Here is a 12435-nt window from a genome sequence, read left to right as displayed (position 1 = left end):
TTTTAATATAAGTGACTCTTGGGAAAACCAACGCTAATTTTGATTAGATTATCGGATAAAATTCACAATGAAATAAATTTTACTCGCTAAATATGCTATTATGGGTAAAATATGCTTTAATTACTTTTGAATTGATGGAAGACACATTGGAAAAGGAGAAAAGACAAATGACTATTCAACGAATCACAGCTTGCGTTCAAGTCAAAGGAGACTATCAGAAGTGTTATCATTTTTATACGGAAAAAGTTGGTTTGGTACCAACTTATGGCGATGAGTCAGGTCCTTATACAAGCTTTGCATCGAAGAAAGAGGAGGCGCCTTTTTTTGGTATGTTCCAAGTGGATGCCGTGATCGATCAAATGGAGGGCTATCCGATTTCGGATAATCGGATTTCATCTGATACGCTTTCGGCAACGTTTCACACCACGGATTTTGAAGAAGATTATACGAGAATGAACAATGCTGGTGTAGTGTTTGAAGTGAGTAAAACCGTTTTGGGGGAAGGGGACCAAGCTTTTCATATTGCCTATTTCCGCGATCCAGAAGGAAATTTGCTAAGCTTGGAGGATGGCGGTGTCTAAAGAGTTCACATACAAAAAGAATCAGAAGAAAACGTAAAGAAAGATTTATCTCATAATTGTTTTGAGATAAATCTTTTTTTATTTGAAATCATTCCTCTATAAAGCGTTCCTTCATCCGCTCCAAGAAAAGTCCAGAGGCTTTTGAAAAAACTTGGGTGTTCTTCCAAATGACTGCAAGATCTGATTCAAGAGTGGGACTCAATTTTCTAAAGCATAAAGGACTGTCAGGGGTGAAGTTGATTAATTTGTCGAGGGTCAATGCATAGCCGACGCCTTCTTCAACCAATTTTGACGCATTGTACACGAGATTATACGTGGCAACGACAGTCAATTTGTTCATGTCTTTTTTCAACCATTTAGAAAGCTCACTGCTGACCAGACTTTGTCGTGAAGTAATCAAGGGAACCTCCCAGAGATCCTTTGGTGTGATGACTTCGTTACTAGCAAGGGGACTGTCTTTTCGCATCAAGACGCCCCAGGTGTCTCTGGCAGGTAAGCGCAAGGAATGGTATTTTTTGACGTCGACGGGGCTGATCACGACGCCAAAATCCAACAATCCTTTGTCCAACCGTTCTTTGACCTCGTCAGCATTGCCGCTAAATAAATGAAATTTGACGTTAGGGTACTCAACTTGAATCTCCTTGATGATTTTTCCCAACAGCTGGATCACGTAGGTTTCTCCAGCACCGATCGACACGTTACCGGCAATCGTATCTCGAGGCGACAAAAATTCAGAACGGGTCTTTTCTAACAATTCTACAATTTCTTCCGCCCGCTTACGAAACAAGAGGCCATCTTCCGTCAGCGTAATTTTGCGATTGCCTCTGGTGAACAGCGTGACACCTAATTCTTTTTCTAACTCCATTAACTGTCGTGACAGGGATGGTTGCGAGAGATGCAGATGTTTTGCGGCAGCTGAAATCGTTTCTTTTTCTGCAACTGCTAGAAACGTGGTTAAACTTTTTAATTCCATAGGTCTATACTCCTTTTTCTATGCTATATATGAATAGTTAGGTATTTAACATTAGTATTTTACATAGAAAGATGCGGCAAGTACAATAGGTTTATCCAAAAATAGCTCAAGCGATCAAGAAAAAACGATCATCCAGACCTTGATCATTTGAAAAACATTGGAGAATCGCCCTAAGGTACAGGATAGTTGACCGAGAAAGAAGGCGAATGAAATGAAAAAATGGCAAAAGAAGGCCCTTGTGTCTTTAGTTGTGCTGGCACCGTTGGTTTTAGGTGCTTGTAGCAGCAATAATGAGGAGACGAATGAAGAGCCGCAAGCCAGCTCAGGAGGAGAAACGATGACAGAAAATGTTTCATTGACAGATGAATGGGATAAAGTTTTCCCAGAAAGTGACACGGTGAATCACCGAAAAGTGACTTTCCAGAATCGTTACGGGATCACTTTAGTTGCGGATCTTTATGAACCAATTGATGCGCAAGGACCACTTCCAGCAATCGCCGTTAGCGGACCTTTTGGAGCAGTCAAAGAGCAGACATCTGGTCTATATGCTCAAACGATGGCAGAGCGTGGTTTTGTTACGATCGCTTTTGATCCGTCCTATACAGGTGAAAGCGGTGGCGAACCACGCTATGTGGCTTCACCAGACATTAATACAGAAGATTTTCAAGCAGCCGTCGATTTTCTATCTGTCCAAGAAAACGTAGATGAAGAAAGAATCGGTTTGATCGGGATTTGTGGCTGGGGTGGTCTAGCTTTGAATGCCGCAGCCATCGATACCCGTGTGAAAGCGACTGTTTCTGCCACCATGTATGACATGTCGCGAGTCAATGCTCAAGGGTATTTTGATGAAATGGGGGCTGAAGGACGCCATGAATTGCGCCAGCAGCTGAACGCCCAACGTACAGTTGATTTTGCCAATGGCAGCTACGAACGAGCAGGTGGGGTACCAGATACACTGCCAGAAGATGCGCCGGTCTTTATGCAGGATTACTTTGATTATTACAAAACAGAACGAGGCTACCACGAACGTTCCTTGAACTCTAATGATGGTTGGAATGTCACGTCTTCGCTGTCATTCTTAAATATGCCACTTTTGTCTTACATTGATGAGATCCAAAGCGCCGTTTTATTGCTTCATGGAGAAGAAGCCCACTCACTTTACTTCAGTCAAGACGCTTTTGAGCAATTGCAAGGTGATAACAAAGAGCTGACAGTCATTCCTAATGCTTCGCATGTTGATCTATACGACCAAACAGAGGTGATTCCTTTTGACCAAATGACCGAATTCTTCCAAGAGCATTTGAATTAAACAGCAACAACCAGCTGCACGACTGTTCAGTCCCATATCTTCTGCTGAGCAGTCGTATTTTAGAAAATAAGCATTCCGTTGCCCGCCGCTACATCGAATCATCAGCAGAAAGGAGCGAAGCCATGTTGATAAAACTCATCCCTGCTGTCTTGCTGTTCCTACTAAGTGCCTGTGGGACAAGTGGAACAGAGGAGAGGCATGCGCTGTCTGCCAGCGAAACTTCCTCTGAAGCAAGTCAGGATCATGATCAACCGACGATTGAATCAGCAACAGCTGTCGTCATTACGGTTGGTCAACAGGATTTTATAGCGAAGTTTTATGAAAATGAGGCGTCTAAACACCTAATAAATCAAATGCCCTTCACGTTGACAATGAGTGACTTGAACAACAACGAGAAATATTATCGTTTTTCTGAGAATTTGCCAGAAATGACTACAGAACGGCCGGAGATCATTCACGCAGGAGAAATCATGAGCTGGAATAGTCATACGTTGGTGCTGTTTTATCAGACCTTTACCAATTCTTATGGTGGCTATAGTCGTATCGGCGTTATTGAAGATCCAGCAGGCTTAAGAGAAGCAATGGGGGAAGAGGACGTGGAGGTTGTCTTTTCGCTAGAAAATACTCGTGAGTAACGAATGATTAGGAGAAAAACAAATGACGATCGATCAATTAAACAAACTTATGGCAAGTGGTGAACCCTTACTTGCCGGTTCGCAAGCTTCAAAACAAATGGTGGCTTTGAGTGCTGAGGCGAGAAAATTGACCATGAAAATCAATACGGTTTATCATGAACCTCATGAATTACAAGAACTTTTTGCCCAATTGACTGGGAAAGCAGTTGAACCGACATTTTCGCTTTTTCCGCCTTTTTATACAGATTATGGCAAAAACATCCAAATTGGTAAAGGGGTGTTTCTTAACGCCGGTTGTCATTTTCAAGACCAAGGAGGGATCACGATCGGTGATGGTACCCTAATTGGGCATAACGTTGTTCTAGCTACCTTGAATCATGGCCTTCACCCTGAAGATCGTAGCACGCTTTATCCAGCACCCATTACGATTGGGAAGAATGTCTGGATTGGCTCAAATGCAACGATCGTTGCGGGTGTGACCGTCGGTGACCATGCGATCATTGCTGCTGGGGCAGTGGTGACCAAAGATGTCGCTGAACGCACGATCGTGGCTGGTGTACCTGCAAACTATGTCAAAGAGGTCACTGAGTAAGCACAATAGCAATGAGTAAGAAAAAAACTGCTGTTCGCCTTGTCGCTTTTGAAGCGATGAAGACGAACAGCAGTTTTCTTATTCTTGAGGCGGCTCGCTCGTATTGGAACCGGCGAAGTTTTCGATCAACGATTTCACATCAAGACCAAGGGTTTCTTTCAAAGTCTCTTGTGTGGTCGATAAGAGATTGGTGGCGTAATTGGTGACACGATTGGCACCACCGCCTTCACCTGATCCTGTATCAACGACCGAAATTTTATCGATATTGCCTAATGGGGCGGCAGCCTCTTTGACTAATTGCGGCATGATCTCAACGATCATGCTAAGGATCGCTGCTTCATCATATTTCTTGAAGGCTTCAGCGATTTTTTCCTTCGTTTCAGCTTCCGCCGTTCCTTTCGCCAAGGTCGTCTCGGCTTCTGCCAAACCAATCAGACGAATTTTATCGGCTTCAGCTTTTGCCAACGACTCTGTTCGAAACTGCTCAGCTTCAGTGGTTGCTAACGCAGACGCTTTTTTCGCTAATGCTTCTTGTTCAAGCGCATAACGATCGGCATCGGCTTTTTTCTTGATCTCAGAATCAAATTGGCGTTCTCGACGCAAGATTTCTTTTTCTTCCAATTCGATTTGTTTTTGTCGTTCAACGACTTCGACTTCAATCTCTTGTTCTCGGACTTTTTGTTTCATGATGGCACTTTGCAGATGATAGGCTTGATCGGCATCGGCTTTGGCGATGTCTTGTTCTTTCTTATAAAGCGCCAACTTCAATTCTTTTTCCTTCAATGCTTCAGCGATTTCGGTCATGCGTTTTGATTCCGCTGTTTGCGATTCTTGTTCCGATTGGGCTTTTTTGATGCGGGTTTCTTTCAGCGCTTCGGCTTCCGCAATTTCAGCATCCCGTTTGACTTGGGCGATTCTAGGTTTTCCAAGAGAATCTAAATAGCCATTTTTGTCTCGTACTTCTTTGATCGTAAAGGAGACAATGATCAAGCCCATTTTCGCTAGATCGACAGAGGCCACTTCTTGCACGCTTTGGCTGAATTTGTCGCGATTTTGATAGATTTCTTCGACGGTCATCGAACCAAGGATCGAACGCAGGTGACCTTCCAAGACTTCTCGTGCCTCATTTTCTAATTCTTCACGGGTTTTTCCTAGAAACTGTTCCGCTGCCGTTGCGATTTCTTCTACGGATGAGCCAATCTTGATAATGGAAGTTCCATCACACATAACGGGAACTCCTTGTTCCGTATATACTTCTGGTGTTGAAACATCCAGCTTGCTGGAAAGTAAGCTGATTCGGTTTGATCGTTGGAACACTGGCAAAACAAAGGCTCCGCCACCACGCACGATTTTGATTTTGTTATTGCTCTCATCCGCATGAACATTTTTGTTGCCAAGGTAACTTCCGCTGATAATCAACGCTTCATCGGGCTTGGCTGTTTGATATTTCGTGACAAAGATGATCAAAAGCATCAGTAAAATGAACGCCACGATTGCGATCGGAAAGACAATTGGTGATAAGAAAATATCCATAGATGCACCTCTTTAGTGATTTATTTTAGTTGCCCAAAAATTTTTCTGTATAGGGAACGACGTAGCAAATACGCTCTTTGACTTCAATAATCAACACTTTTGATCCTGCTGCTAATGGTTCATCGATAGGTTGAAAAGCCGAGGCTGGACGATTACTTGAACCAGTGACACTTGTGAGTTGAATTTCACCCATTCCTTCACAAGGAATCGGCGTCAGCACCGTTGCGATTCGACCTTCAAAGTCTTTCTCGGAACTCGAAAGCGTCGCTTCAGCATTCCTCATGGGAATCAGCACGTAAAAATTCAAGAGAAAAACGAGCCCTGTAGAAAGACAACCGCTACCAATGAAAAGCATCATCGAATAGCCTGGGAAAATAGTTTCCCCTAAGTAACCGAAAAGACTCGTAAAGGCAAACCAGGGGATGATCAACATCGGATCAATTGGACCATCAAAATCGAAGATATCGCCAAACAGAAGCAGCAAAAAGGCTAAAATGGCACAGCCAATCAATACATACAAATAAATCTGATCAGGTGCGTAAGTGTGCAGCACGTATCCACCTCCTTTCAAATAGAGTGATTTGTAAGAACAATGAAAGCTAAGAAACAATCGAAAGAAGAACGAGGGAAGGAAAAGAACGGAATAGGTGTTCTGTTATAATTATACCAATAAATAATAAAAAAAATTAAATAAAATAGTAAAATTGAACAAATAGTACAACAAAGGGAGGTTTATTTTTTTGAAAGAGCCAATCAAAAATCAGCTTTTTTTCATCAGCCATTGACAAACCAGGAAAATCCAAGTAGATTAAATCAGGGTACTAGAAAAAGGCAAAATTAGCTGCAGATGATTTGAATCGTAAGAGGCAGCTTTTATTTTCTATTACCATAGATCGAAGGTAGTTGTTCGCAAACATAAAAGAAGTCAGGAACACTTCTTTTCAACCGACAGTATTGCTAAGAAATAGAGGTGGAATCGATGGATCAAAAAGAAAAAATGTTAGAACTAATCAAGAAAAAACAAGGCGGCGGCCGTTCAAAAAAAATGGAATCCCCAAAAAACGATCGAAAAAACATGCGTAAAGGCCCGAAAATTTATAATAAGTAAGGCGATGCATTAGAAACATGAAATGGTTGATGAAAAAAAGAGAGAAGGACAGGATTTCTGTCTTTCTCTCTTTTTTATTTACTCTTGAGAATCCACGTACAACTCACTCAAAGCTGGCAGATCATGGACTTGGTATTTTGCTTTAAAAGCTGCGATTTCTTCAGCGCTGAAGCGGTTCGGATCAAGTTTCAGTTCTTCGACAGGAAGAGGGCGTTCGTTAGCGATCTTGACATCGATCACCACAGGTCCGTGGCTTTCTTTAGCTTGTGTAAAGACGGATGCTAATTCTTCTTCCTTCGTTACCGTGAAGCCTTTCGCACCCAATGCTTCCCCAACTTTACCAAAATCAGCACCGGCTAATTGGACACCGAACTTGGTTTGCTCGGTATCTTCTTGCTCCGCTTCGATGAAGCCGAATGAGTCATTGGAAAAGACCACGTTGATGATTGGCAAATCATATTTCACTTGGGTGATGATGTCTTGCATTTGCATCGCAAAACCGCCATCCCCACTAAAGGTAAATACTTGGCGATTCGGATAGCTCAATTGAGCTGCGATCCCACCAGGTACACCATTGCCCATTGTCGCAAACCAGCCAGACGTTGTGAAACGCTGTTCACCCGTCATTTCTAAATGACGGATACTGTGAATCGTCACATTACCGACATCCGTGACAAACAGGGCATCAGGAGCTGCAATCCGGTTGATTTCTCGATAGACAGGTTCAGGACGCAAAGGAACTTGCGAATCATGGTAAAAACGATGGCGCCATTCATGCCAATTGCGACAGTTTTCTTGATTGGCTTTTAACCAAGCATCTGCAGGACGAGGGGCTGCCATCTCTGTCCATTTTCTAAGAGCGGTCGCACCATCTCCTAAAACGGAGACATCCGTCTGATGACGACGACCAAATTTCGAGGCGTCGATATCAACTTGGACAAAGTTGGCACCAGGATTGAAAAAGCGGCGGCCAAAAGGGAAGTCACTGCCGACAAAAACGATGAGATCGGCTTCTGCCAAAGCTTCATTGGCAGGTTTTGTCGCCACCCGTCCAGCAAATCCAAGAAAGTTTTCATAAAGATCAGGCACGATGCCTTTGGCTAAGACAGAAGATGCGATAGGCATCGAGAAATGCTTAGAAAAAGCATCGATGGCATCAAAATGACCAAAGAGACCTTGTCCGATATAAAGGACGGGTTTTTTTGCTTGTTCAAAATAAGGAAGGGCAGCCTGTAAATCCTCTTCATCAGGCTGGAGAACACCTGTCTTATGATTTTTTGCGGTTGCAATCTCCTGTTTGTCGATTTCTGCAAACCCGTAATCGACCGGGATCGTTACCACAGCGACTCCTTTAAATTTGTAGGCTGCTTTAATGGCTTCGTCCACCACGTGGGGCAAACTTTCAGGGGACATGACCGTGCGATTGTAGATACTGACATCAGCGAACATCGGATTTTCATTCATTTCTTGAAAATCATTGTAGTTCATCGAGCTCGAAGCTACTTGTCCTAACAAGGCAACGACGGGCACGTTATCCATTTGAGCATCATATAAGCCATTGATCAAATGGGTGGCACCCGGACCAGCAGAACCAAAAACCGCACCGACTTTTCCCGTTAGCTTGGCATCAGCCGCTGCTGCCAGCGCACCTGCTTCTTCATGACGTACTTGAATATACTTGACCGATTGCCGTTCATGGTACAAAGCATCCATCGTTGAGTTGAAAGAGCCACCGGGGATTCCATAGATATGGTCGATGCCCCAAGCTTCAAAAACCTTGATCATTGCTATACCAGCATTGATTTTTGTCATTTTCTTCACTCGCTTTCTCTGTTGTCATTCGTTCTCTTTTAAGTATAAACGTTTCTCAAAAAGACAACAAAGAATGCGCCTTCTGTCACAAGGCGCAGTGAAAGACTTATTTTAGGAAATGAACGACTCAGTTGCGCAGCTCTTGCACGAATCGGCTGGCGATCTCTTTTGGTCGGGTGATGGCACCACCAACCACGATACCCGTCACACCCATATCTTGGATTTTCTTTGCTTGTTTCGGGGTGTGGATCTTGCCTTCGGCTATCACTGGAACCTTTGCCGCAACCAATTGCTGGATCAAATGATAATCTGGTTCGTCAATGGTGGGACTATTCGCCGTATAGCCGGACAAAGTTGTACCAACAAAATCGACGCCCGCTTCAAAGGCATTGATGCCTTCCTCATAGGTGGCGATATCTGCCATGAGTAGTTGATGGGGATAAAGAGTTTTGATTTGTTTGATAAAGGCATTGACCGTCAAGCCATCGTGACGTTTGCGCAAGGTGCAGTCCAAAGCGATCACCGCAATCTGTAAAGCTGCTAATTCGTGCACCTCTTTGATGGTCGCTGTGATAAATGGTTCTTCAGGTGGATAGTCTTTTTTGATGATTCCGATGATCGGCAGATCAACAGCGGCTTGGATTTCGCGAATATCGCGAACGGAATTGGCACGGATGCCAACAGCTCCAGCTTCTTGAGCTGCTTTTGCCAATAGGGGCATGACACCGCCGTTTTCGGTATACAAGGGTTCTCCAGGCAATGCTTGACAAGAAACAATCAACCCGCCCTTGATTTGTTGGGTAAAGACTTCTTTTTCCATTTATATGACACTTCCCATTCTACTAAAGGTTCGTTTCTCCCTTCGACTATATCATGAGGTTTTTTGCTTGTAAATGAATCAACACCTCTTTGAATCAAAGGCAAGACATTCAAAAAACGTGCAGCAAGCATCATTGTCATGGATACTTGCTGCACGTAACGAATAGGCTAGGCAGATTTTTTATTCTGCTTGTTTTGACGTGCATTGCTTGAACTTTTCAAAATCGATCGTTTGATTAGCAGGCAGCACTTCGTATTGCAATCGTTCTGTTTCTTCATCGTGAATGATATGGAGGATTTTTCCTTCGTCATCTACTGGTCCCAGACTGATGATCGTAAAGCGTTCATTGATGACTTCTAAATTTTGTAAAACCCCAGAAAACACTTTGCGAATATGATGGGCGGTTTTGATTTTTTTGTCCGCTTTTTCAACAGCCTTGGCCAACGTAAAGCCTTCATCTAAAAACGTTTTGATTATTTCCACTTTGACGACCGTGGGCAGTCGGTATTTTCGTGGGGCATTTTCTTCTTGTGGGACCGATTGAATAAATCCTTTTTGTTCCCAATAACGCAATTGGCGAGGGGAGATATCACACATTTGGCTAAGTTCGCTGATGCCGACCAACAAGTTTTCATTATCAACGAGTTTTCGAAAAAGATGAGACATACGGACTCCATTCTTGTAAAGGTATTTGTTAATATTGTAACTTGTTTTACTTTTATGTCAAGTAGGTTGACAAATTTCAGGGAAAGATTTAAAGTAAAGAAGGTTTTATGAAAAATATACTGAAAAGAGTGTGAAATATGTCAACGAGTCGTCCTTTAGATATCTACGGCAAACCTTACAACCGTTCCTTACTGGTCATGGTTTTGCTGATCGGTACGTTTTGTACTGTTTTGAACCAAACATTGTTAACAACGGCTTTTCCAACTTTGATGGATGCCTTTGACATCTCAGCATCTGATGTTCAATGGCTGACCACTGGTTTCTTGCTGGTCAATGGGATCATGATCCCGATCACCGCATGGCTGATCAACAAGTTCAGCTCGAGAAGTCTTTACTTAACGGCAATGAGCATCTTCCTTGCAGGAACGATCGCTTGTTTTGCTGCACCGAACTTTTCTACATTATTGATTGGCCGCTTAGTGCAAGCTGCCGGTGTAGGGATCTCGATGCCGCTTTTGCAAAATATCATGTTGTCGATCTTCCCACCAGAAAAACGCGGTTCAGCCATGGGCATGTCAGGAATCGTTATTGGGTTAGCACCAGCCTTAGGCCCAACGTTATCTGGTTGGATCATTGATCATTATGACTGGCGCTATTTGTTCGGAATGGTCATTCCGATCGTCGTTTTAGTCTTAGTCTTAGCGCTCTTTCTAATGAAGAGTGTGATTGAATTGTCGCATCCGAAAATCGATCTGTTCTCAGCGATTTTATCAACCCTTGGTTTTGGTACATTGCTCTATGGCTTTTCAAGCGTCGGCGACAAAGGGTGGGGCAGTATGGAAGTAATCGGTTTTCTAGCAGCCGGTGTCTTTTTCATTGCTTTCTTTGCATGGCGTCAATTGCACATTGAGCATCCGTTCTTAGAGTTGCGCGTGTTCAAATCAACGACCTTTACCTTGGCGTCGATCCTTTCAGGGGTCACGAATATGGCGATGATCGGTGCTGAAATGGTTCTCCCATTGTATATCCAAAACATTCGTGGTGAGTCAGCGTTTCATTCAGGATTGATGTTATTGCCAGGTGCGTTGATCATGGGGATCATGATGCCGATCACTGGTGCGATCTTTGATAAGTATGGTGCAAAACGTTTAGCTATCACCGGGATGTTTATCTTGACTGCCGCAACCTTACCATTTGCTTTCTTAACAAAAGATACACCGATTTTGCATATCATCATTCTTTATGGGATTCGGATGTTCGGGATCTCAATGGTGATGATGCCAGTAACGACTTCAGGAATGAATGCCTTACCTGGTCATTTGATCAGTCACGGTACCGCGGTAAACAATACGTTCCGTCAAGTAGCCAGCTCAATTGGTACGGCTATCTTGATCAGTGTCTTGACAAACGTCACTAAGGGCAACTTGCCAAGTGATTCTTTGCTGGATGCAACGCCTTTGGCATACAAAGAAAAAGCAATCGAAGCGACTTTATCTGGCTACCATGCCGCCTTTTATGTGGCAGCGGTCTTTAGCTTCTTAGGATTCTTGATCGCCTTCTCCTTAAAGAAAAAAGAACCGCGATTGACGGTTCTTGAAGGAGGTGCGGACAAATGATCTTGCTTTTGATCGTTCTTAGCGTGTTAGGGTTTGCGGTACTGAATGTCTTTGCCAAAAACAAGCTGCAAACAGGTTTATCATTGGTCTTAGGTCTAGTCTTCGTGGCAAGTGTCGTCGCACTGATGGCCAATTTGACCTATCATTTTGGAATGGAAAAAGAAACGACTGCTAAAACAACCCCACTGGTTTCTAGTGCCGATAACGAGAATTTTGATTTGCTATTGTATCAGCCATTAGGAGATGGTACGGAAAAAATCTACCTATATAAAACGGATGCTGATCAAGAGGAACCAAAACAAACCGGTACTGATAAAGTGACTAATGTTGTGGAAACAGGGGCTGATTCAGCTCAATTAGAAACAAAAACGACGCGCTGGGTTTATAAAAGTGACCTATCACGCTTCTTGTTCGGGATCGCTGATAACGATGGCCAATATGTCAGCCGTACCAATACGTTCTCATTGCCAGATTCATGGGAAGTCTTGAGTGTGGATCAAGCAAAAAAACTGGCTTCTTTAGCGAAAGAACAAGCAGACACTATGAAAACACAAGGACAAGCCTATGTCCAAGAAAAAATGCAAGCTGCATTAATGGCTGATCCAACTATGGATGAGGCAGCCCAAAAAGCAAAAATCGCTGAATTGACAGAAGCTTATCAAAAAGAAGCGATGGCAAAATTACTAGAAGAAGCAAAAAAGTAAAAACGAGCAGATAGTCAGGGGATGGAAGAATCAAATCGGATTCTTCTGTCCCTTTTTATATGGAACGTGATACTTTTGAAAAACGG

The 12435-nt window shown here is 43.2% G+C and carries 13 protein-coding genes; 7 read left to right on the top strand and 6 right to left on the bottom strand.

Going from position 1 to position 12435, the window contains the following annotated elements; all coding sequences use genetic code 11:
• The first annotated feature begins 167 nt into the window (after nucleotides 1–167).
• Nucleotides 168–581: a VOC family protein gene (locus IGJ44_RS09435; protein WP_034858575.1), complete on the top strand. Its 414-nt coding sequence runs from the start codon at nucleotides 168–170 to the stop codon at nucleotides 579–581.
• An 88-nt stretch (nucleotides 582–669) separates the two neighbouring features.
• On the opposite strand, the gene IGJ44_RS09430 is transcribed toward IGJ44_RS09435, so the two are convergent.
• Nucleotides 670–1554, bottom strand: coding sequence for a LysR family transcriptional regulator (locus IGJ44_RS09430; RefSeq protein WP_074535248.1), 885 nt, complete (start codon nucleotides 1552–1554; stop codon nucleotides 670–672).
• Between the two features lie 211 nt (nucleotides 1555–1765).
• Here IGJ44_RS09430 and IGJ44_RS09425 point away from each other — a divergent pair, with 211 nt between their 5' ends.
• The 3 genes from IGJ44_RS09425 to IGJ44_RS09415 all read left to right on the top strand — a co-directional run bounded on the left by IGJ44_RS09425 (nucleotide 1766) and on the right by IGJ44_RS09415 (nucleotide 4090).
• Complete coding sequence (locus IGJ44_RS09425) at nucleotides 1766–2863, top strand: alpha/beta hydrolase (protein ID WP_074535249.1); 1098 nt, start codon at nucleotides 1766–1768, stop codon at nucleotides 2861–2863.
• A gap of 122 nt (nucleotides 2864–2985) precedes the next feature.
• Complete coding sequence (locus IGJ44_RS09420; protein ID WP_074535250.1) at nucleotides 2986–3498, top strand: cyclophilin-like fold protein; 513 nt, start codon at nucleotides 2986–2988, stop codon at nucleotides 3496–3498.
• A gap of 22 nt (nucleotides 3499–3520) precedes the next feature.
• Nucleotides 3521–4090 carry a sugar O-acetyltransferase gene (locus IGJ44_RS09415; protein WP_074535251.1) on the top strand — a complete coding sequence of 190 codons (570 nt, stop codon included), beginning with the start codon at nucleotides 3521–3523 and terminating at the stop codon, nucleotides 4088–4090.
• Between the two features lie 78 nt (nucleotides 4091–4168).
• Here the strand turns inward: IGJ44_RS09415 and IGJ44_RS09410 are convergent, their stop codons facing one another.
• Entirely contained in the window at nucleotides 4169–5623 is a 1455-nt protein-coding gene (locus tag IGJ44_RS09410) for a flotillin family protein (RefSeq protein WP_005230116.1), read from the bottom strand.
• Nucleotides 5624–5648: 25 nt separating this feature from the next.
• On the bottom strand, nucleotides 5649–6194 hold the full coding sequence (locus tag IGJ44_RS09405; RefSeq protein WP_081116908.1) for an NfeD family protein: 546 nt from the start codon (nucleotides 6192–6194) through the stop codon (nucleotides 5649–5651).
• A 408-nt stretch (nucleotides 6195–6602) separates the two neighbouring features.
• On the opposite strand from IGJ44_RS09405, the gene IGJ44_RS09400 reads away from it, so the two are divergent.
• On the top strand, nucleotides 6603–6731 hold the full coding sequence (locus IGJ44_RS09400) for a hypothetical protein (protein ID WP_005236316.1): 129 nt from the start codon (nucleotides 6603–6605) through the stop codon (nucleotides 6729–6731).
• A gap of 78 nt (nucleotides 6732–6809) precedes the next feature.
• Here IGJ44_RS09400 and spxB read toward each other — a convergent pair whose 3' ends face one another.
• From spxB to IGJ44_RS09385, 3 genes are all read right to left on the bottom strand, one after another.
• Nucleotides 6810–8543, bottom strand: coding sequence for a pyruvate oxidase (gene spxB / locus IGJ44_RS09395; RefSeq protein ID WP_074535253.1), 1734 nt, complete (start codon nucleotides 8541–8543; stop codon nucleotides 6810–6812).
• A gap of 127 nt (nucleotides 8544–8670) precedes the next feature.
• Nucleotides 8671–9363 (bottom strand): N-acetylmannosamine-6-phosphate 2-epimerase, encoded by a 693-nt coding sequence (locus IGJ44_RS09390; RefSeq protein ID WP_074535254.1) that lies wholly within the window; start codon nucleotides 9361–9363, stop codon nucleotides 8671–8673.
• 180 nt (nucleotides 9364–9543) lie between these two features.
• Nucleotides 9544–10029 (bottom strand): MerR family transcriptional regulator, encoded by a 486-nt coding sequence (locus IGJ44_RS09385; protein ID WP_167827049.1) that lies wholly within the window; start codon nucleotides 10027–10029, stop codon nucleotides 9544–9546.
• A gap of 137 nt (nucleotides 10030–10166) precedes the next feature.
• On the opposite strand from IGJ44_RS09385, the gene IGJ44_RS09380 reads away from it, so the two are divergent.
• Both IGJ44_RS09380 and IGJ44_RS09375 read left to right on the top strand, forming a co-directional pair.
• A complete protein-coding gene (locus IGJ44_RS09380) occupies nucleotides 10167–11645 on the top strand; it encodes an MDR family MFS transporter (RefSeq protein WP_010749631.1) in 1479 nt (492 codons plus the stop codon).
• The gene (locus IGJ44_RS09375) at nucleotides 11642–12349 is read left to right on the top strand and encodes a DUF4811 domain-containing protein (protein WP_005230129.1); all 708 of its coding nucleotides are present in this window, start codon (nucleotides 11642–11644) and stop codon (nucleotides 12347–12349) included. The genes IGJ44_RS09380 and IGJ44_RS09375 overlap by 4 nt, the downstream gene beginning before the upstream one ends.
• The last annotated feature ends 86 nt before the right edge of the window (nucleotides 12350–12435 follow it).

It is taken from the genome of Enterococcus sp. DIV1368d (genome assembly GCF_050542975.1).
In the GTDB taxonomy this organism is placed as follows: Bacteria; Bacillota; Bacilli; order Lactobacillales; family Enterococcaceae; genus Enterococcus_D; species Enterococcus_D casseliflavus.
The sequence above is the reverse complement of the archived record's forward strand: the minus strand, read 5'-3'. Positions and strand labels throughout refer to the sequence as shown.

Excerpts from the sequence above, each read along its gene's own strand:
- IGJ44_RS09420 (WP_074535250.1), top strand. The coding sequence starts at position 2,986 with ATGTTGATAAAACTCATCCCTGCTGTCTTGCTGTTCCTACTAAGTGCC.
- IGJ44_RS09410 (WP_005230116.1), bottom strand. The coding sequence starts at position 5,623 with ATGGATATTTTCTTATCACCAATTGTCTTTCCGATCGCAATCGTGGCG.
- spxB (WP_074535253.1), bottom strand. The coding sequence starts at position 8,543 with ATGACAAAAATCAATGCTGGTATAGCAATGATCAAGGTTTTTGAAGCT.
- IGJ44_RS09400 (WP_005236316.1), top strand. The coding sequence starts at position 6,603 with ATGGATCAAAAAGAAAAAATGTTAGAACTAATCAAGAAAAAACAAGGC.
- IGJ44_RS09375 (WP_005230129.1), top strand. The coding sequence starts at position 11,642 with ATGATCTTGCTTTTGATCGTTCTTAGCGTGTTAGGGTTTGCGGTACTG.
- IGJ44_RS09430 (WP_074535248.1), bottom strand. The coding sequence starts at position 1,554 with ATGGAATTAAAAAGTTTAACCACGTTTCTAGCAGTTGCAGAAAAAGAA.
- IGJ44_RS09390 (WP_074535254.1), bottom strand. The coding sequence starts at position 9,363 with ATGGAAAAAGAAGTCTTTACCCAACAAATCAAGGGCGGGTTGATTGTT.
- IGJ44_RS09380 (WP_010749631.1), top strand. The coding sequence starts at position 10,167 with ATGTCAACGAGTCGTCCTTTAGATATCTACGGCAAACCTTACAACCGT.
- IGJ44_RS09425 (WP_074535249.1), top strand. The coding sequence starts at position 1,766 with ATGAAAAAATGGCAAAAGAAGGCCCTTGTGTCTTTAGTTGTGCTGGCA.
- IGJ44_RS09385 (WP_167827049.1), bottom strand. The coding sequence starts at position 10,029 with ATGTCTCATCTTTTTCGAAAACTCGTTGATAATGAAAACTTGTTGGTC.
- IGJ44_RS09415 (WP_074535251.1), top strand. The coding sequence starts at position 3,521 with ATGACGATCGATCAATTAAACAAACTTATGGCAAGTGGTGAACCCTTA.
- IGJ44_RS09435 (WP_034858575.1), top strand. The coding sequence starts at position 168 with ATGACTATTCAACGAATCACAGCTTGCGTTCAAGTCAAAGGAGACTAT.